Here is a 19,676-nt window from a genome sequence, read left to right on the forward strand (position 1 = left end):
AAACAAAAAAACGCAACGAGTTGGTTGCGTTTTTTTGTTTAATATTCTCTGTCTCGCCACCAACGATAAATGAAAAATGGTAACACGAGAAGAGTTGAAATTAGACGGAACCAATGAACCCAATAGGCGGAAACATCGAAAATCGTTAATAAAATACTGATTGCCCCAATGGTAAGGGCAGAAATCATCCACAATTTGTATGATTTTTTCATCATTTTTGTTCCTTTGCTTTTATTTTTAATTAATAAACATTCGACTCACCGTTGATAATACTAAACCGACGATGATTCCAACGACAAAAACACCTATTTTCTTTTTCATTGATCCACCTTGTTTTTTTCTTTTTTACGGACGTACAAAACGCCTAAATAAAAAATGAAACACATTATACTTGTTGTGAAAAAGGATTGAAACAATAATTTCCATGTAAAGGTTGTACCGAAGGAATCAATCCCTAAGTTGGCAAGGTAGACAAGAGCAAAAGTAATGAGCGACTTAAATACTGTTTTTCTTTTTTCCAAAATAAAAACCTCCCACAAATTTATGAATAAGTCATTGGATGGTATTTCTCTAACGAATGTGTAGTTACTTTAATAATAGCATGTCTTGCTTTTTTTAGATACGAAAAACCCAGCCACTGATTAACAAAATCAAGGGCTGGGTTGATTTTTATGTCAATTATTCTAACACAAGCACATCGTCTTTTAGGATGAAAGGATTTTCAGGGTCGATATGATCATAGAACATAATCCCATTTAAGTGGTCCATTTCATGTTGGACGACAATTCCCGGATAATTTTTGAAGCGCACTTTCTTTTTTTCACCATCTGCGTTGACGTACGTCAAGGTAATTCTTGCAGAACGCACGACGTAACCAGGTACGTTACGATCAACAGACAGGCAACCTTCACCATCGGCTAAGCAAGCTTGTTGGACAGAATGGCTGACAATTTTAGGATTATACATCACGTCTTTTAAGATCGGTTCGGGATGTTCCGGGTCATTGCTTGGAATTAAGACCGCGACAATCCGTTTTGAAATATCTAATTGAGGGGCAGCTAAACCAACTCCGCCACGTAAATCAAGTTCTTCTGCTTTAATGGGATCTTGGCTATTGGTTAAAAATTCCATCATCTCTTGACCTAATTGAATGTCTTCTTCGCTTAATGGGAAGGGGACCTCTTGTGCTGTTTTACGTAAAGTGGGATGGCCTTCACGAATAATATCTTCCATTGTAATCAATTAAAAGATTCCTCCTACATAATTAAAATCAGTCGTATCAATGACGACATATCATTCGTTAGTTTACCACAAAACAGGGAATAACGGACAAAGAGAAAATTGAAATTTTAAAAAAATCCTAAGAAAGGCAACGTAGAAGTGTATTTTTGAGAAGTTCACAAAATTTTCAAAACTTTTTTCTTGAAATCCCCTTCGAAAAAGCGTAATATGACATAGTGTCATATGACAGTGTGTCATAAGGGAGAGGAGGCGTTAAGTGATGCCAACAGAAACGTTTTTTAATTTGCCAAAAGAAAAACAAAAACGGATTTTGGATGCTGCAGCGCAAGAATTTTCACGTGTAGGGTTAAATGAAGCTTCGATTGCTAACGTAATTAAAGAGGCAGAAATTTCTCGTGGGAGTTTCTATCAATATTTTTCAGACAAAGAGGATTTATATTATTATTATTTCTACACATTACGTAGTCATAATCATCGTTATTTAATTCAAGCGATTGCTGAGCGAGAGGGCGATTTATTTGCAGGAATAGAAGATTATTTTTTCCGTCTGACACCAGAAATGTTTACCGGCAAGAACCATCAATTTTATCGTCATCTCTTTATGAATATGGATGCTCATGGCTTTCAACGCGTGATGCCTTATTTAGAAAAGAAGGTCGAAAAAGCACACTGTCAGCAAAAAGAACACATCAAAAAAAATCACCAAGATTTAGAAAGAGTTGTGAATTTAGCGTTAATCGATGTCAATGATTCCGAAGAGTTACATGTCTTATTTAAGATGTTAATGCACATCGTCTTTTCAACGATTCAAGAAGGTTATCGTTATCAAAAACTCTATCCAGAAGAAGGCCAAGAACGGATGGAGAAAAATTTTATGAGAAAAATTAAATGGCTAAAAAATGGTGCAGGAAAGGAATAAACGTATGATTAAATTAATAAAACGAGTCTCTTTGACTTCAGCAATCATGGCATTTGCCTTTATGATTGTTCAAGTCATTTCAGATTTATATTTGCCAAACTTAACATCGAATATTATTAATGATGGGGTGGCGAAAGGCGACATTGACTATATTTGGAGTACCGGTATTGTGATGCTTGGTTTTTCACTTCTTAGTATTGTCGCAGCTGTCGGAAATACGTATTATGCGACAAAAGAATCACAAAAATTAGGACAAAAGTTACGTAGCGACGTTTATCGAAAAGTGGAACAATCATCGATTAAAACGTTTGATAAATATGGAACAGCGTCACTGATTACACGTACAACCAACGATATTAACCAAGTGGCGTTAGTGACACAAATGACGTTACGTTTGATGATTAATGCACCAATTACTCTACTAGGTGCGAGCTTTTTAGCTTATCAAAAAGATGCCGAATTAACGCGGGTTTTCTTAGTTGTTATTCCAATTATGATTACCGTGATTGGTGTCATTATGTACTTAGCCGTGCCGCTATTTAAGAGTATGCAAGAGAAAACCGACCGCTTAAACTTAGTTTTCCGTGAAAACCTAACCGGTGTCCGTGTGGTACGTGCCTTCAATAAAACGAAGTACGAAGAAAAACGTTTTGATGAAGCGAACTTAGATTTTACAACCACAGCAATCAAGGTAAATACGATTGTTTCATCAATGATGCCAATCATGACATTAATTATGAGTGGAACAACAGTTGCGATCACTTGGTTTGGTGCACAATACATTTCCGAAATGCAACTAGAAGTCGGAAACTTAATTGCCTTTATTACGTATGCGATGCAAATTTTGTTTAGTTTCATGATGTTTGCGATGTTATTCGTGATGATTCCACGTGGAGAAGCTTCTGCGAAACGGATCAATGAAGTGCTAGAGGAAGAAGACTATATTTTAGATCCTGAACAACCAGAAACCTTAACAACTAAAGGTAAAGATGCGACATTAGTCTTTAAGAATGTGGATTACCGTTATGCAGGAGCAGAAAAACGGACATTGGAAGACGTTAATTTCGAGGTACGTTCTGGTCAAACCGTTGCGATTATCGGTGGAACAGGTTCAGGAAAAACAACCCTAGTCAACCTGATTCCTCGTTTATATGATATTGAAGCAGGTGAAATTATGATTAATGGTCATAATATCGCTTCTGTTACGCAAAAGAATTTGCGTGAAGTAATTGGTTTTGTGCCACAAAAAGCCGTTTTATTCACTGGAACAATTCGTGAAAACATCAAATATGGTAATAAAGAAGCAACCGATGAAGAAATCTGGCAAGCTTTAACAACCGCTCAAGCCCGTGAATTTGTCGAATCATTACCTGATGGTTTAGATAGTCACGTAGAACAAGGCGGAGGTAACTTCTCTGGTGGACAAAAACAACGCTTAGCCATCGCTCGAGCATTAGTGAAAAAATCAGACATTTTTGTTTTTGATGATTCGTTTTCTGCACTGGATTTCAAAACCGATGCGAACTTGCGTCAAGCGTTAAAAGAAGATTTAACCCAAGGAATTTTAGTGATTGTCGCTCAACGAGTAAGTACGGTTATTGATGCCGATACGATTTTAGTCCTTGATGAAGGAAAAGTCGTTGGACAAGGAACACATGAAGAATTACTTGCTAGCAACGAAACGTACCAAGAGATTGTGTCATCACAATTGAGAGAGGAGGACTTAGCATGAGTCAAAAAACAGAAAAGAAAACACAAGGACCAATGGGCGGCGGACGTGGACCCGGTCATGGCTTAGGAATGAAAGCTGAGAAACCAAAAAACTTTGGTGCCACAACAAAACGTTTATTCCGTTACATGTCTAGACGTTTAATCGCCATTAGCCTCGTATTTATTTTGGCAATTGCCGCAGTCATCTTCCAAATTCGTACCCCACGTATTTTAGGACAAGCAACAACCGAAATATTTAGTGGTGTAATGAAGGGAATTGAACAAATGAAGATGGGCGAGAAGTTGACTTCTTTCCCAATCGATTTTGATAAAATCGGTCAAATTTTAATGATTGTGATTGCGATGTACGTGATTTCAGCCATCTTTAACTTCGGGCAACAATTTATCATGACTCGTGTGTCACAACGCACGGTTTATGAATTGCGCCAAGAATTGGATCACAAGATGAAACGATTACCGATTTCTTATTTTGATACGCATTCCAATGGTGATATTATGTCGCGTGCGATTAATGACATGGATAATATCGCAAGTACATTGCAACAAAACTTAACCCAGTTTGTGACCAGTACCGTGACTTTCATCGGTGTTTTATGGATGATGTTTTCAATTAGCTGGCAGTTATCCTTAGTGGCTTTAATTACCGTGCCATTAAGTCTAGTAGTTGTCATGATGATTGCGCCGAAGTCACAAAAATATTTTGCCGATCAACAAAAAAGCTTAGGTTTATTAAACAACCAAGTCGAAGAAACCTACGCTGGACATACTGTTGTGAAAACATTTAACCATGAAGAAGCCGATCAAGCAGTCTTTGAAGTTGAAAATGAGAAGTTATATCAAGCGGGTTGGAAAGCGCAATTTATTTCTGCGATGATTATGCCATTGATGAACTTTGTTAAAAACTTAGGCTATGTCTTTATTGCCGTTTTAGGTGGGATTCGTGTTGCCAATGGTCAAATTTCATTAGGGGATGTGCAAGCATTCTTACAATATACGAACCAATTTTCACAACCAATTACGCAAATGGCAAGTTTAATCAACACAATCCAATCAACCGTCGCATCTGCTGAGCGTGTCTTTGAAATCTTAGATGAAGAAGAAATGAATGATGACCCATCAGGCGTACCAGCGATTGCAGATTCACCTTACAAAGTTTCTTTTGAAAACGTCCAATTCGGCTATTCAGAAGACAAATTGTTAATGACTGATTTTAGTTTAGACGTGAAACCAGGTGAAATGATTGCGGTCGTCGGACCAACAGGTGCGGGTAAAACGACTTTAATTAACTTACTTGAACGCTTCTATGATATTTCAGGCGGAAGCATTCGTTACAATGGGAAAGACACACGTGATATGAAACGAGAAGAACTACGTGCAAACTTCTCGATGGTTCTACAAGATACGTGGTTATTTACCGGAACGATTTATGACAATATCTTATACGGCAATGAACACGCAACAAAAGAACAAGTCATTGAAGCTGCCAAAGCCGCATACGTTGATGAATTTGTTCGTAAATTACCAGATGGTTATGATACGATTTTAAATGAGGATGCAAGTAATATTTCTCAAGGACAACGCCAATTAATCACGATTGCTCGTGCATTCTTAGCTAATCCAGATGTTTTAATTTTAGATGAAGCGACATCAAGTGTTGATACGCGTACAGAACATTTGATTCAACGTGCGATGGAACGCTTATTAGAAAAACGTACTAGCTTCGTCGTCGCTCACCGATTATCAACGATTCGCGATGCTCATAATATTATCGTAATGAACCAAGGTTCAATCGTCGAAACCGGCAACCACGAAGAGTTAATGGCTAAAAACGGCTTCTACGCCGATTTATATAACAGCCAATTCTCAGAAGAAGTCGCATAAGAGGTTATAAGTGAAGCGTGTAATGACGAGTAATAAGCAAAGAATCGTTTGAAAGTGTCTTTTACTTTCAAAAAGATTCTGGCTTATTACCGAGTCGTTGCTTCAGTTATACCGTTTCTAATAAGAGGTTATAAGTGAAGCGAGAGGTAATGAATTGTTACCGTAAAATATGAAAAAAACCTGTGCTTGAAATGTCTCAATTCATTTCAAACACAGGTTTTTGCTATTCAAATTTATTTAGGCTGTACGAGTTTCTTAAGTGGTTCAACGCCAAAATTCGCTGCTTGGTATAGCAAGATTTCAGCACAGGCACGACTATCTTCTAAGGCATCGTGGTGATTGTTTAAAGTGATATTTAAATTCGCACAAACTGTGTCTAAACGATGATTGGTCATCGTTGGGAAAAGTTTACGACTTGTCTTTACGGTACATAAAGATAAATAATGTGGTTGCTCCAGTCCATAATAATCAAGACAGCCAGCTAAGACTTTCATATCAAAAGCGGCGTTATGCGCGACGATTAATCGATTTTCTTGGAAATACGTTTGAATATTTCGCCAAACTTCAGGAAATTTTGGTGCGTTGTGGACATCTTCTGGCTCAATGCCGTGTACTTGGATGTTTCGCCAAAAAAATTCGGTTTCTGGTTGGATCAATGAATAGTATTCGCCCACAATTTTTCCGTGTTGAACCATGACTAAAGCGACGGAACAAGCACTATGTGGTAGATGATTCGCTGTTTCAAAATCAATCGCAATAAAATTCAATTCAATCGCCCCCTTAATTCTAGTTGTACCTTAGCATAATTTGTAACAAATAACAAAAAAACTTGAATTTTTAGTAGAATTTTCAATAGTCTGTTTGTCCGGAAGTTTGATCATTGGTTATAGTAAGATTCGCAAGAGGGGCCTTATTTTTTTAATGGAAAATGTAAGGTGGGCTCTCTTCAGACTCTTTATTTTTTCGTGAGCGTGGTATAATGGTTGTACTACGTTTTGGAGGAAAGAATTAAATGACATTATCCTTACAACAAGTTACAGGCGGCTACGGCCATATTCCTGTCTTAAAAGAAGTTAGTTTTGAAGTGAAAGATCATGAATTAGTTGGCTTAATTGGCCTAAATGGTGCAGGAAAAAGCACGACAATTAAAGAAATTATGGGGTTGTTACAGCCGCAATCGGGGACAATCACATTAGACGGTTTACGCTTAAGTCAAGATCCCGAAAGTTACCGTAAGAAAATTGGTTACATTCCGGAAACGCCCGTCTTATATGAAGAGTTGACCTTAAAAGAGCATATTGAGATTACGGCAATGGCCTACGATATTCCACAAGAAATTGCACACCAACGAGCAGCGAAGTTATTAACGACTTTTCGTTTAGAAAATCGAGTGGATTGGTTTCCAGCGAATTTTTCTAAAGGGATGAAACAAAAGGTCATGATTTTATGTGCGTTATTAGTTGAACCAAGCTTATTAATCGTGGATGAACCTTTCTTAGGATTAGACCCATTAGCAATTCATTCATTATTAGCACTCTTTGATGAGATGAAACAAAGCGGTGTCTCAATTTTAATGTCGACGCATGTACTAGCGACAGCAGAAAAACATTGTGACCGCTTCGTGATTTTACATGAAGGAAAAATTCGAGCACAGGGCACACTACTCGAATTACAAGGCGCTTTTGACTTACCGGATGCTTCGCTAGATGAATTATACTTAGCGTTGACGAAGGAGGCATAAGAGGGATGGATGTTTTTTTTCAGCAGCGTGTACGTCAGCATCAAAAGAAAATTCAACGCTATTTACGCTATGTATTTAATGATCACTTTGCCTTAACGATGACCCTTTTAGTAGGTGGTATGGGCTTGTATTATTCCAATGTTTTGAAGACATTACCGACACCTTTTTCAATTGGTAAATTTATTTTAATTGCTTTTTGGTTAATCACGCTACATGTTGGACGTTTTGCAAGTTTAACGCAATTGCCTGACCAAGTGTTTTTATTACCGAAAGAAAAACAAATGCGCAAATATTTAGCAAAAGCGCTCAATTACAGCCTTTATTTCCCGTTAGGCGTCCTCTTTTTAACAACTGCGATGTCGATGCCGTTAGTCGTTGTAGCGACAGGGAACGTCGATTTTTCCCAGACACTCTTGTTTATTGGGACGATTTGGGGCTTGAAATATAGTCATTTACTGATTCAACGAGTTGCTTTTTTTCAGGAAATGGCTAAACAAAAGACCATCGCTTATAGTTTTTGGTTATTGATAAGCACGGTTATTTTGGCGTTATCATTGTGGATGACACCGATTTTATCAATGGTTTTATCGGTTTTACAGGTCCTCTTCTTTTATCAATGGTTATGGTTGAAAATGACGGCTTCCATTGATTGGGAAAAACTGCTAAATGGGGAACAAACACGTTTACGTCGTATGTATCAGTTCATTAATTTGTTTACCGATGTGCCAGAAGTTCAAGGACAAGTGAAGCGTCGCGCGGCATTCGATGGTCTTTTTTCAAAAATTAAATATCAACAATCCAATACCGCGTTATTTTTATTTAGTCGACATTTTGTCCGTGGAACGGAGTACAGTGGTCTGTACCTACGCTTAACGTTACTTGGTAGCTTGCTGTTATATTTTGTAAATGATTTTTATTTTTCAATTGGCATAGGAAGTTTATTTCTTTATTTAATTGGTTTTCAGTTGCTACCGCTGGCTCAGCGCTTTCGTTATGTTACGACTTTTCAACTGTATCCAATCCAACAAGAACAGACGAAAACCGCATTACAGCAACTATTGACAGTCTTATTATTTGTGGCGGCTGCGCTATTTAGTGTGTCAGCGTTACTCTCTCTTGATGAATTGATTTATGGTGTCTTAGCCTCTGCTTGTTATTTTATCGTGGCAATTTTATTTACATTTGCCTATGTACCGTTACGATTAAAGATGAAAAAACGCTAAAATTTTATTAAAAACGAACATACATGTGCTTGACGAAGACCGTGTAGGAAGCTAGAATGGGTATTACTGTTTAAAAATTAAGGGGGGGAATAAAGATGGATCTGCGGTTAGATAGCGAATGGAAAATTCGACCGATTAAAGGAGATACAGGGAAAACGTATCTAGGATTAAAAGCCGAAGAAAAAGTCTTTATTAAACGCAATACGACCCCAATGTTAGCGGCGCTCTCAAAAGAAGGGATTACGCCAAAACTCGTTTGGACGAAGCGAACGGGAAATGGTGATGTTTTGTCTGCTCAAGAATGGCTAGAAGGCCGGATTTTATCTCCAGAAGAAATCGGAGCGCGTAATGATGTAATCGATGTGTTATATCATTTACACCATTCTTATTCATTAAAAAATATGCTCGAAAAAATGGGCGGTCAAACGTATACGCCACAAAAAATGTTGCAAGAATATATGACTGATCTACCTAAAATGCTTGAAGATAATCAATTTTTGGCACTGGTTCAAAACTATTTAGCGAATCACATCCCTCATTTTCAAATTAAGGATAAGGCTGTGATTCACGGCGATGTCAATTGTCGTAATTGGTTGGTTTGCAATCATTATTTATACTTAGTTGATTGGGATTCTGTCATGTTTGGCGATCCATTTGTTGATATTGGTTCGATTCTGGGACACTATGTTCCAACATCAAACTGGGGACAGTGGCTGATTAGTTATGGTATCCATCCGGACAGTGAAACATTAGAAAAAACCTATTGGTATGCGCTACTTAGTATGTTACAAGAGATTAAGAAATACTATTCCAAAGGTCAATTTCAAAAAATGAATCAAGAAATACTACAACTAAAAAGAATCTATGTCTAAATCAAGGTGTAATTTAAAGCGTCTTGCTCCGAGCAACTGGAATCGAGTCGAGCAATCGGTCCTTTCGATTGAACGAATCGGTGAAGTAGCCGAGGGAGCAGCTTTTAATTGCCCGTCAAATCAAGGTGTAATTTAAAGCGTCTTGCTCCGAGCAACTGGAATCGAGTCGAGCAATCGGTCCTTTCGATTGAACGAATCGATGAAGTAGCCGAGGGAGCAGCTTTTAATTGCCCGTCAAATCAAGATGTAATAAAAAGTAGGCGATGCGGCAGCTGTCACATCCCTCTTTTTCATGGAAAGGAAAGCTTATGAGAGTTAGAAAACGTAATGGAGCAGAAGAATTAATCGCAAACCATCCACAATATGTGGTTGATGAACCACAGAAATGGAAAGGTCGTTGGGCGGAACGTTTTGGTAATGACAATCCGATTCATATTGAAATCGGTATGGGGAAAGGTCAGTTTATTTTTGGGATGGCAAAGGCCAATCCAGAAATCAACTACATTGGTATCGATATTCAACTAAGTGTCGTTTCATACGCACTCGATAAATTGATTGCCGAAGAAGTACCGAATTTACAGTTGTTACGTGTTGATGGATCAGATTTAACCAATTATTTTGCGGACAGCGAGATTGATCAAATTTACTTGAATTTCTCAGATCCATGGCCAAAAACAAGACACGAAAAACGCCGTTTAACATACAAATCATTTTTAGCGGTGGATGAAGCGATTTTACGACCAGCTGGGGAAATTCATTTTAAGACCGACAACCAAGGGTTATTCGAATACTCGCTAGCGAGTTTTTCGCAATATGGTTTAATATTACAAAAAGTTTGGTTGGATCTTCATAGTAGTGATTATGAAGGTAATATCATGACGGAATACGAACAAAAATTTGCGTCAAAAGGGCAACCAATTTATCGCGTAGAAGCGAAATTCCCTGATAAAACAAAAAAATAAAAAATGGACCTCTCTGTTGAAAAACGGAGAGGTTTTGTTTTGTTATTTTTAAGTGCTTCATGTAAGCGTTAACCTTCGTGATAAAGATATATCAATAAAGTAAAAAAGAGAAAAATCTTCGAATTGGTGAAGTTGGAATAAATCTGATAATATGGAAAACAAGAGGAGGTTATTGAATTGAAAGACCAGATGAAAATCAGCGAATATATTCATCCAATTGAACAGTTTGGTAAGGCCGGAAGCGTTCATACTGTTTTTCCTTATTCGTTTAACCTACAAATAGGGGAGCAATTAATCAATGTATCGAGTTATTTTGAGTACTTAGCAAGCTATGGTTTGTATTTACCAAAAGTAACTTTTGAAGCGGTTGCACCTTATGTTCGTCGAGGAGACTTTGTGAAAGTCAACGACCAGGAATTTGTTTTTTATAGTCAAAATGGTATTTATCATTTGCCTTTAATTGGTGTTGAAACACGCTCTTTAGACGTACGACAGCTTTCTTTGAGATCAGATGAGTTACTTTTATTACAAAAGGTCTTAGAAAATCAAAACCTCGAAGAAAAGTTAGGATTGTCCTTAGATAGACGAACTCAGGAGATATTTGCAATGATGCGAAAAACGAAACCAAATTGGGCAGAGATTGTTGCTTATCTTGTTGGGCGCGGTGGCGGTGGTACGCCAAGTGGCGATGATATTTTGGTGGCATACTTGTCCTTGTTGTATGCGACAGGCCAACCACAAGCCATCACGTTAAGTCAAGCGTTGCTATCAGGGAAACTGGCGACACCAGATGTAAGTAAAGCCTATTTGCTTGCTGCAACGGATGGGTTTGTCAATTCGTTGGTCTATCAATTATTTCTTAATTTAAACAAGTTAGACGAAAGATTAACGGAGAAGAATGTGCAACAATTGATGGCAATTGGTCATTCATCGGGAAAAGATTTATCTTATGGTTTATTGTTGGGGACGCAGTTATTAAATGGATTAAATGAGTAAAAAAATGTTTGCTAAAGAAAAGATCGCAATTGTGTCGTTTTAATTTTCGTGTTTTGTCATTTTATATTTATTTGAACGCGCACAAGAAAGTAACGTTCTTTTTCAGACAAATAGATGGGGGTTTGGAGAAAATGAAAAAGGTCTCGATGGTCACGCAAATTGTGATTGCAGTTGTATTAGGGGTAGCTTTTGGTTTATTGTTACCCAAAGTTGGAGCAGAATTAAAAATTATTGGAGATGTATTTTTACGTTTAATGCAAATGGCGATTCCGTTATTAATTTTAGGACAAATTATTCAAGCAGTTGGTGGCATTAATCCACAAGAACTAACTAAGTTAGGTGGAAAAACGATTGCTGTATTCGGAGTATCTTCTTTACTAGCGGCCGGTTGGGGTGTTTTGATGGCGGTTGTCTTTAATCCTGGAAGAGGAGTCGATTTAGCTGGAGCGCAAGATTTAGGAATTGAAGCGCAAGAAATTTCAGCATCAGAAACCTTTCTAAATTTTATTCCAACGAATATTTTTGATTCCTTATCACGAGGATCGATTATTCAAATTATTGTCTTTTCCTTATTTTTTGGGATTGCTTTAAATCGTTATATGCAAAGCAAACCAGATTCAAAATTATTTGAGTTGTTACTCGATTTTAACGAAGTGATTATTAACGTTATTCGTTACGTAATGATTATCGCGCCAATTGGTATTTTCGCCTTAATTACATCAACAATCAGTAACTTAGGCTTGCAAATTATCTTGCCGTTATTGAAATATTTACTGGTTTATGGTTTAGCGTCCCTCTTATTTATGGGATTGTGGATTTTAATTTTAACCGTTTATTGCAAAATCAATCCGATTCGCTTAATCCAAAACATGAAGAGCATGACCGTGATGGCTTTAGCGACAACGTCTTCTGCGATTACGTTACCGATTGCGATGGAAGAGTCGACACAAAAACTCGGTTTAAGTGAGCGAATTACCAATTTGGTGTTACCTTTAGGAATGTCTTTAAATAGTAACGGATCAGCGATGCATATGGCGATTACCGTTATGACCATTTCACAGATGTATCAAATGGATTTTGATGTACCTAAAATGATTACCGTCGCTGTGACTGCAACATTTGTTTCATTAGCGAATGCGGTTGTACCAGGAGCGGGACTTGTCTCACTGGCAATTATTGTACCGCAACTCGGACTACCAATCGAAAGTATTGCAATTTTTGCTGGCGTGGAATGGTTTGTCGGAATGTTAAGAACCTTCTTAAACGTCAACTCGGATGTCTACTCAGCGATTTTAGTTGCTCGTTCTGAAAATGAAATTGACTATGAAATATTTAATCAAAAAGCGTAATCAACCCAATCAATCTAAAATCCTAGAGGAGGCGTATTTTATGAATAAACGAAAATGGAGTCTATTAGCGCTCATAGCAATGTTACTCGTACCGATTACCGCATTTGCACAGGAGTTGAAAGAAATTGTTGCACCAACTGGTTTCATGGCAATCTTAACCATTGTGCCGTTAGTGATTGTACTTGTTTTACTTTTCTTAAAAGTTGATATGATTATTGCTGGTGTTGTCGGTGGTGTCATCGCTATGATTATTGGGGGCATAGGAATTGCCGATGCCAATAAACAATTATTAGAAGCGATCCCAACAATGCTTGGCATCACTGTTCCGATTATTAACTCGGCAATTGCAATGGCGGTGTTCAAATCCGGTGGTTATACCGCAGCACTAACACTTGCTAAGCGGGGAACTAAAGGAAAAGTGGAACTCGTCTCTGTCTTTATCGTCATTCTTTTAGCGGCTGCTACCTACATGTCGGGCATTGGTGGCGGAAGCGCGATGGTTATTGCACCGTTAGCCTTTGCTGCAGTGGGTGTGGTACCAGAATTAATTGCAGCCATGTCACTAGCTGCTGCTGTTTCATTTACAACCTCTCCCGCATCATTAGAGTCAAGTATCGTGTCACAACTAGGTGGCTTTGAAGTCGCAGAGTACGTTGCAACTATGCGCCCATACTGGTTATTTTTTGTGGGGATTGCTTTGGTGCTCGCTTATTGGGGAACAAAGCGTCGTAATATTGGCTTTAAAGAAACCGAAAATGATGAATATGCTGAAATGAATAATGGTCAGTTATTCAAATTAACGTTACCGGCGATTTTCTTATTATTCGCTGTTATCTTTGGTCCATTAGTCAATCAAATGATTGGTGTGTCAGTCTTCACACCGTTGGTTTACATGGTTGTTACACTCGTATTAATCTACGGCTGTACGAAATTTAGCATGAATCAAACGGTGGAAGCGATGATTGATGGTTCAACCTATATCTTAACGCGACTCTTTCAAGTTGGTATTTTCTTAGCATTTATTAACGTGATTGCTCAAACGGGAACCTTTGCTGTAATTGCCGGTGTCGCAAAAGAAGCACCAGCCGCAATTGTTGTTCCGGTGGCTGTTTTAACCGGTATTCTAATCGGTGTTCCAGCCGGCGCATATGTCGGATCCGTTCTAACGCTTGTCTTACCAGTAGCCATTTCACTAGGTTTCCCACCGTTAGCACTAGGATTCGTTACCATGGGTGTTGGTTTAGGTAGTCAAATGAGTTTCGTGAATATTACGATGCAAGCCTTGTCTTCAGGCTTTGATGTACCAATTTTAGATGTCGTAAAAGGCAACGTGAAATGGATTAGCATGGCATCCGTATTGCTACTGATTATTTCACTAATTATGGGATAAGAAAGAGGAGGAAATAAATCAATGGATATTTTAATTAAAAATGCACGCTTAACAGATGAGGCACCGTTAACGGATATTGCGATTAACGAAGGTAAAATTGTAACGATTGCTACCGGTATTACCGACGAAGCAAAAAAAGTGATTGATGTCGATGGACGTGTGGTGATTCCTGGTTTAGTCGAAAGCCACATTCATTTAGATAAGGCGCTGATTGCTAGTCGTAAACCGAATAAGTCAGGGACTTTAAAAGAAGCGATTGAAGTCACGGCGGAATTGAAACCAACCTTCACAAAAGAAGACATTTATGAACGTGCGAGTAAAGTCTTAAACATGATCATTCCAAACGGTGTCACAGCGATTCGTACGCATGCAGAGTTTGACCCGGCACAAGGCTTCACTGGATTTGATGTCATCATGCAATTAAAAGAGGAATACAAACACCTCGTTGATATTCAGGTGGTGGCTTTCCCACAAGAAGGCATTTTCAAAGCACCAGGAACAGAAACAATGATGTATCAAGCGATGGAAATGGGAGCGGATGTTGTTGGAGGAATTCCTTATAACGATGCGCCTGCTAACGATCATATTGATTTAATCTTTGATATCGCTAAACGTTTTGATAAAGACATCGATCTACACCAAGATTTTGCGGATGAAGCCGATCATATGAGTATTATCTACTTATGTCAAAAGACAATCGATGAAGGTTACGAAGGCCGTGTTTCTGTCGGACATTTAACCGCACTTCATGCGTTACCAGATGCAGAATTAAATCCAATCATTGCCTTAATGGCAAAAGCTAAAATCAATGTGATGGCACTACCAGCAACTGATTTACATTTAGGCGCTAGAAATGATGAATACAATGTACGCCGAGCGGTAACACCGATTCGTAAATTACGTGATGGCGGTGTCAACGTGTGTATCGCAACGAATAATATCCGTAATGCCTTTACCCCTTACGGCAATGGCGATATTTTCCAAACAGCGATGATTGCCATTCCAGTCGCTCATTTAGGTGGAGCCGATGATTTACCAACCGTTTTACCAATGATTACTGAAAACCCAGCAAAAGCGTTGAAATTAGAAGGTTATGGAATCGCAGAAGGCAACAAAGCCGACTTAGTCATCTTAGATACTAAAGTCGTTAATGATGCCATCATCGACATCCCAACTCGTCTATACGTGATTAAAGATGGAAAAATTACCGTAGAAACAACCAAAACAGTGAAAGTCTATTAAGAGGCCATAATAAAGAGCGTTAGGTGCAAGAGATAAGAAGGCATTAGAAAAAATCGCTTTTTGATTTTATTCTAGTGACCACTTATCTCCGCAGCACCTGCTCTTTTTATGCCGTTTCAAATTAAGAGGCTATTTATAGAGCGTTTTGGCATGAAAGATAAGAATAACCCCGAAAAAATGGATTTTTCATTTTTATCGGGGGTTTCTTATCTCTGAGTGACAGCTATAGAAATGCTGTTTCAACAAGAGGCTATAAATGAAGCGTTTAATGACGAGTAATAAGCAAAGAATCGTTTGAAAGTGTATTTTACTTTCAAACAATTCTGGCTTATATCCGAACATTTGCTCCCACAACACCGTTTCCAAATAGAGGCTATCAAAAAGCAACTCACAATTCTATTTGTCAAATGACATCAGAGAAATGTGAGTTGCTTTTTTTATTGTAGAAAATATTGTCACAAAAATATAATGCCAGTTGATAGTAAATGATATTTTGGGTTGATTTTATATTGTTTAGTTATTTTGTATACAATAAATTGTGTCTTAGTATTTAAAATGATATATTAAGTGAAAACGATTACTCGGGAGGATAGGTGTGTTTATAATGGCAATGGCAAATTTTGCATTATTATTTAATTTGGCAGCGATACTTTTCAAGCTCTTTGCAGTCATCTTGTTTTTCAAGTATTTTCAAAAGTTGATTCGTATACTAGAAGAAATTCGAGATAAAAAATAGTTTGAATACCACGCAAAAAAGGCATCGTCTAATCGATCTTAGATTGAGAATTTCGACAAATACTTTCAGGAAGAAGGTTTGCTTATGCTAAAAATTGTGAATGTCCTTTTAGCTATATTTATCATCTTTACTGTTTGGATGCCATACACGCGCATATTTATGACCGATATTGGCTGGGGGACGATTGTTGTGTTTCTAGCTTCTATGGCTTTATATTACACCTCGATGGATACGTATCGTAAAGATAAATCGAAAATAAGTATTGTGACTTTAATTATTGGACTTAGCCCTTTCATACTAATTTTCGTCGTGTTTTTGTTGGCATTTATTATTAAACCAGCACCTTAAAAAGCAATTCGTATTAGAAAAAAACAAACCTGTTATTTTTAATAAATAGGTTTGTTTTTTATATTTTTTTATTCTCGTTGATTTTTTCGCTAGATTTTTACTCATTGGAAAACAGAGAATTGCCAATAGAAAACCTAAAGCAACTTGATCAAATACTAAAGTAAATAGGAACATGACGAGTGCAGATAAAAAAAGACTCGTCACATGAATTTTATCTTCTTTCATGCCTCTCACCTCTTCTTAAAAAGAATTATCTGACTACATTGTAGACTCTAATCAATATAAATACAAAGAGAATCATGCGATCATTTAAAAATCCACCCTAAGGATGATAGACAGAGGATTCAATCAGCGCTACACTTAATACAGGTTATAAATCAAAGAAAAGAGGGAGTATATGATTGAGTTTAAAGGGGTAACAAAGCAATACGATCAAAAAATAGCGTTGGATCATTTGAATTTAACAATTAAAACAGGAGAAATTTTTGGTTTTTTAGGTCACAATGGGGCCGGAAAATCGACAACGATTAAAAGCTTGGTTTCGGTCCTTGATCCAACAAGTGGTCAAATTTTTGTTGACGGACAAGAATTAAGTGCGAATCGGTTAGCCATCAAACAACGGATTGGTTATGTGCCAGACTCACCGGATTTATTTTTGCAATTATCAGCCGGTGAATACTGGAATTTGATTGCGGCGGCTTATGGGATGACGACCGAAAAGAAAGAGTCACGAATCCAAGAATTGGCTGGATTGTTTGATATCTTGAATCATCGAGAGGAAGCGATTGGTAGTTTCTCTCATGGGATGCGCCAAAAAACGATTTTAATTGGTGCCTTATTACCGGACCCCGATATTTGGGTTTTGGATGAACCGATGACTGGACTCGATCCGCAAGCGGCTTTTGATTTAAAGGAAATGATGAAAGATCATGCTGCTCGTGGCAATACGGTTATTTTCTCAACCCACGTGTTAGATACGGCAGAACAATTATGCGATGAGTTAGCAATTTTGAAAAAAGGCGAACTTGTCTATCAAGGAACGACGGATAATTTGTTAGCACAATCGCCAGGGGAGTCACTCGAATCGATTTATTTGAAGATGATCGGGCGCCAAAGTCATTCAGAGGAACCCTTAAATGGTGAGACATATGAATAAAAGGAAGTTGGCTTCACTATTAGGCGTGTCCTTGCTGTACACGAATCCGCAATATACCGATCAAGCAAGAAGGAAAGGAAAGTCAGGTAAGAAATTAATCCAAGCGATTGTGATGCAATATGTGTTGCTCGCACTGATTTTCACCGTGCTGTATGGATTTATGCTGTTTACGGTTGATTTTTCAAAAATGCCAGGCTTCTTTACGATGTACGTTGGGTTATTCGGCTTACTTGCGATGTCACAAGGGGTTTCAGTGATCTACAATGTCTTTTTTGAAAGTAAGGATTTGGAAGCCTATCTACCGTTACCGTTTCGACAATCAGAAATTTTTGTATCAAAAATCTTAGCGGTGACACTAACCGTGGTACCTTATGTCCTGCCATTATTTGTACTCTTTAGCTTAACCGCTTGGCAAGCCGGCAATTGGCTGGTCTTTTCGATTGTTTCTGGTTTGCTGGCATTCGTCTTGCTACTAGGCATTTTATTATTTATTTGCTCACTCATTGTACTGGGCTTAACTCGGACAAAGGTTTTCCAGAAGCATAAAAAATTAATGACGACAGGGCTCATGGTATTGACCACCGTCTTGTCAATTGCTGGAATCCTCTTTATGCAACTCTCTGGTAATACGAGTAATATTGAACAGGGGATAGAAGTACTTGATCGGACGCCGTTTATACCGTTATTACCGGTTCATTGGGCAATTACGAATCCATTTAGCCAATCGGGTTTACTTGGATGGGGATTGCTAATTGGCTTATTCATGATACTGGCTTTTACTATCAAAATCTTCTTTTTACCGCGTTTATACGAGCAACTAATGACTGTTTCAACGTTGGAAACATTCAAAAAGAAAAAGCAAAAAATCGGACAAACGACACCTCAGCTTTTACGTTCATATAATTGGCAATTAATTAAAGAGCCAGGTGTTGCGATGCAAATTTTTTCAAGTTCAGTGATTATTCCAATCGTAATGCTGATCTCTTTTGGAAGTGTCCTGAATCAAATCGCTGGAGGGGGCATGTTACCGAATCGTTTAGTCGGAGTCGTGTTTGTTTCAGGTGTTTTTTTAGCGTATCTGTCGTGCAATCAAGCTTCATTCGTAGCCAATCTTATTTCACTTGATCGAGAAAATTATGATTTTATTTGTACATTGCCGTTATCTAAAAAAGCTTATCTCAAAGAAAAATTCTTAATCGGCTTCTTGATCCAAGTGATTATCAGTGGGGGAACAATTTTAGCTGCGAGTCTTTTCTTAAAGTTATCGTTATTACTGACGATTTCCGGAGTGCTGGGGGCTACGCTAGGTAGTTTTGTGATGAGTGTGATTTATTTTGCACGCGATTATCGCTTACTCTTAACGAATTGGACAAGCGTGACACAGTTATTCCAGCGAGGTGGCGGCACGATTTTAATGAGTATTTTTATTGTGCTAGGCACAATTATCGGTGGGTTACTGATTGGTGGTTATGCATTTGCAACCCTTGCTTTACCGTTTCTGCCACTAACCCCATTAGTTATAGGTATGATATTACTAATTTGTGGTATCATTCTTTATATTTACAAACGACGATTTTGGGATTATTTGGATTAAAACAAGTACAAGAAAGAAGTTATTATTAAGTTAAGTAAGCAAACGTGGTGTATGAACTGACCCAAAAAAGTTAGACCTAAAAAATCTAACTTTTTTGGGTCAGTTTTATTAAGGATTTTATTATATTACATATTCAGTATCAAGATCTGATTCGCTACTACACCTGATACTGAATGCGAAATACAAGGTCTTGTTGACAAGTCTGATTGAATATATTTTGTGAGCACAAAGAAGTAGAGATATAAAAACGCTCTTAAAAAGACTAACTTTTTTGGCAGACTATACAAAAACGAA

17 protein-coding genes are annotated in these 19,676 nt (G+C 37.8%); 14 read left to right on the forward strand and 3 right to left on the reverse strand.

Annotation, left to right across the window (positions count from 1 at the left end; genetic code table 11):
- Nucleotides 1-38: 38 nt before the first annotated feature.
- Nucleotides 39-215: a hypothetical protein gene (locus IEV09_RS08885; RefSeq protein WP_188367945.1), complete on the reverse strand. Its 177-nt coding sequence runs from the start codon at nucleotides 213-215 to the stop codon at nucleotides 39-41.
- A gap of 463 nt (nucleotides 216-678) precedes the next feature.
- Nucleotides 679-1,242: a peptide deformylase gene (gene def / locus IEV09_RS08890; protein WP_188367946.1), complete on the reverse strand. Its 564-nt coding sequence runs from the start codon at nucleotides 1,240-1,242 to the stop codon at nucleotides 679-681.
- 259 nt (nucleotides 1,243-1,501) lie between these two features.
- Between def and IEV09_RS08895 the strand changes: the two genes are divergently transcribed.
- The 3 genes from IEV09_RS08895 to IEV09_RS08905 are packed head-to-tail and all read left to right on the forward strand — an operon-like array spanning nucleotide 1,502 to nucleotide 5,773.
- The gene (locus IEV09_RS08895) at nucleotides 1,502-2,161 is read left to right on the forward strand and encodes a TetR/AcrR family transcriptional regulator (RefSeq protein WP_188367947.1); all 660 of its coding nucleotides are present in this window, start codon (nucleotides 1,502-1,504) and stop codon (nucleotides 2,159-2,161) included.
- Between the two features lie 4 nt (nucleotides 2,162-2,165).
- Entirely contained in the window at nucleotides 2,166-3,893 is a 1,728-nt protein-coding gene (locus IEV09_RS08900; protein WP_188367948.1) for an ABC transporter ATP-binding protein, read from the forward strand.
- Entirely contained in the window at nucleotides 3,890-5,773 is a 1,884-nt protein-coding gene (locus tag IEV09_RS08905; protein ID WP_188367949.1) for an ABC transporter ATP-binding protein, read from the forward strand. The genes IEV09_RS08900 and IEV09_RS08905 overlap by 4 nt, the downstream gene beginning before the upstream one ends.
- A gap of 233 nt (nucleotides 5,774-6,006) precedes the next feature.
- On the opposite strand, the gene IEV09_RS08910 is transcribed toward IEV09_RS08905, so the two are convergent.
- A complete protein-coding gene (locus IEV09_RS08910) occupies nucleotides 6,007-6,540 on the reverse strand; it encodes a 3'-5' exonuclease (RefSeq protein ID WP_188367950.1) in 534 nt (177 codons plus the stop codon).
- Between the two features lie 245 nt (nucleotides 6,541-6,785).
- On the opposite strand from IEV09_RS08910, the gene IEV09_RS08915 reads away from it, so the two are divergent.
- From IEV09_RS08915 to IEV09_RS08965, 11 genes are all read left to right on the forward strand, one after another.
- Nucleotides 6,786-7,514 (forward strand): ABC transporter ATP-binding protein, encoded by a 729-nt coding sequence (locus IEV09_RS08915; RefSeq protein ID WP_188367951.1) that lies wholly within the window; start codon nucleotides 6,786-6,788, stop codon nucleotides 7,512-7,514.
- A gap of 5 nt (nucleotides 7,515-7,519) precedes the next feature.
- Nucleotides 7,520-8,737 carry an ABC transporter permease gene (locus IEV09_RS08920; RefSeq protein WP_188367952.1) on the forward strand — a complete coding sequence of 406 codons (1,218 nt, stop codon included), beginning with the start codon at nucleotides 7,520-7,522 and terminating at the stop codon, nucleotides 8,735-8,737.
- Between the two features lie 95 nt (nucleotides 8,738-8,832).
- The gene (locus tag IEV09_RS08925; protein WP_188367953.1) at nucleotides 8,833-9,609 is read left to right on the forward strand and encodes a phosphotransferase family protein; all 777 of its coding nucleotides are present in this window, start codon (nucleotides 8,833-8,835) and stop codon (nucleotides 9,607-9,609) included.
- 308 nt (nucleotides 9,610-9,917) lie between these two features.
- A complete protein-coding gene (gene trmB, locus IEV09_RS08930; protein WP_188367954.1) occupies nucleotides 9,918-10,571 on the forward strand; it encodes a tRNA (guanosine(46)-N7)-methyltransferase TrmB in 654 nt (217 codons plus the stop codon).
- A gap of 177 nt (nucleotides 10,572-10,748) precedes the next feature.
- Nucleotides 10,749-11,567, forward strand: coding sequence for an oxamate carbamoyltransferase subunit AllH family protein (locus tag IEV09_RS08935; RefSeq protein ID WP_188367955.1), 819 nt, complete (start codon nucleotides 10,749-10,751; stop codon nucleotides 11,565-11,567).
- A 131-nt stretch (nucleotides 11,568-11,698) separates the two neighbouring features.
- Nucleotides 11,699-12,916 carry a dicarboxylate/amino acid:cation symporter gene (locus IEV09_RS08940; RefSeq protein WP_188367956.1) on the forward strand — a complete coding sequence of 406 codons (1,218 nt, stop codon included), beginning with the start codon at nucleotides 11,699-11,701 and terminating at the stop codon, nucleotides 12,914-12,916.
- A 40-nt stretch (nucleotides 12,917-12,956) separates the two neighbouring features.
- Nucleotides 12,957-14,306: a citrate transporter gene (locus IEV09_RS08945; protein ID WP_188367957.1), complete on the forward strand. Its 1,350-nt coding sequence runs from the start codon at nucleotides 12,957-12,959 to the stop codon at nucleotides 14,304-14,306.
- 21 nt (nucleotides 14,307-14,327) lie between these two features.
- Nucleotides 14,328-15,548: an amidohydrolase family protein gene (locus IEV09_RS08950; protein ID WP_188367958.1), complete on the forward strand. Its 1,221-nt coding sequence runs from the start codon at nucleotides 14,328-14,330 to the stop codon at nucleotides 15,546-15,548.
- 820 nt (nucleotides 15,549-16,368) lie between these two features.
- Nucleotides 16,369-16,632: a hypothetical protein gene (locus tag IEV09_RS08955; RefSeq protein ID WP_188367959.1), complete on the forward strand. Its 264-nt coding sequence runs from the start codon at nucleotides 16,369-16,371 to the stop codon at nucleotides 16,630-16,632.
- 397 nt (nucleotides 16,633-17,029) lie between these two features.
- Nucleotides 17,030-17,788, forward strand: coding sequence for an ABC transporter ATP-binding protein (locus IEV09_RS08960; RefSeq protein WP_188367960.1), 759 nt, complete (start codon nucleotides 17,030-17,032; stop codon nucleotides 17,786-17,788).
- On the forward strand, nucleotides 17,781-19,382 hold the full coding sequence (locus tag IEV09_RS08965) for an ABC transporter (RefSeq protein WP_188367961.1): 1,602 nt from the start codon (nucleotides 17,781-17,783) through the stop codon (nucleotides 19,380-19,382). The genes IEV09_RS08960 and IEV09_RS08965 overlap by 8 nt, the downstream gene beginning before the upstream one ends.
- The last annotated feature ends 294 nt before the right edge of the window (nucleotides 19,383-19,676 follow it).

It is taken from the genome of Enterococcus alcedinis (assembly GCF_014635985.1).
GTDB lineage: Bacteria > Bacillota > Bacilli > Lactobacillales > Enterococcaceae > Enterococcus_I > Enterococcus_I alcedinis.

What these genes read in the sequence shown, in the direction of transcription:
- IEV09_RS08885 (WP_188367945.1), bottom strand. Translation starts at nt 215, where the DNA reads ATGATGAAAAAATCATACAAATTGTGGATGATTTCTGCCCTTACCATT.
- IEV09_RS08895 (WP_188367947.1), top strand. Translation starts at nt 1,502, where the DNA reads ATGCCAACAGAAACGTTTTTTAATTTGCCAAAAGAAAAACAAAAACGG.
- IEV09_RS08900 (WP_188367948.1), top strand. Translation starts at nt 2,166, where the DNA reads ATGATTAAATTAATAAAACGAGTCTCTTTGACTTCAGCAATCATGGCA.
- IEV09_RS08905 (WP_188367949.1), top strand. Translation starts at nt 3,890, where the DNA reads ATGAGTCAAAAAACAGAAAAGAAAACACAAGGACCAATGGGCGGCGGA.
- IEV09_RS08915 (WP_188367951.1), top strand. Translation starts at nt 6,786, where the DNA reads ATGACATTATCCTTACAACAAGTTACAGGCGGCTACGGCCATATTCCT.
- IEV09_RS08920 (WP_188367952.1), top strand. Translation starts at nt 7,520, where the DNA reads ATGGATGTTTTTTTTCAGCAGCGTGTACGTCAGCATCAAAAGAAAATT.
- IEV09_RS08925 (WP_188367953.1), top strand. Translation starts at nt 8,833, where the DNA reads ATGGATCTGCGGTTAGATAGCGAATGGAAAATTCGACCGATTAAAGGA.
- trmB (WP_188367954.1), top strand. Translation starts at nt 9,918, where the DNA reads ATGAGAGTTAGAAAACGTAATGGAGCAGAAGAATTAATCGCAAACCAT.
- IEV09_RS08940 (WP_188367956.1), top strand. Translation starts at nt 11,699, where the DNA reads ATGAAAAAGGTCTCGATGGTCACGCAAATTGTGATTGCAGTTGTATTA.
- IEV09_RS08945 (WP_188367957.1), top strand. Translation starts at nt 12,957, where the DNA reads ATGAATAAACGAAAATGGAGTCTATTAGCGCTCATAGCAATGTTACTC.
- IEV09_RS08950 (WP_188367958.1), top strand. Translation starts at nt 14,328, where the DNA reads ATGGATATTTTAATTAAAAATGCACGCTTAACAGATGAGGCACCGTTA.
- IEV09_RS08955 (WP_188367959.1), top strand. Translation starts at nt 16,369, where the DNA reads ATGCTAAAAATTGTGAATGTCCTTTTAGCTATATTTATCATCTTTACT.
- IEV09_RS08960 (WP_188367960.1), top strand. Translation starts at nt 17,030, where the DNA reads ATGATTGAGTTTAAAGGGGTAACAAAGCAATACGATCAAAAAATAGCG.
- IEV09_RS08965 (WP_188367961.1), top strand. Translation starts at nt 17,781, where the DNA reads ATGAATAAAAGGAAGTTGGCTTCACTATTAGGCGTGTCCTTGCTGTAC.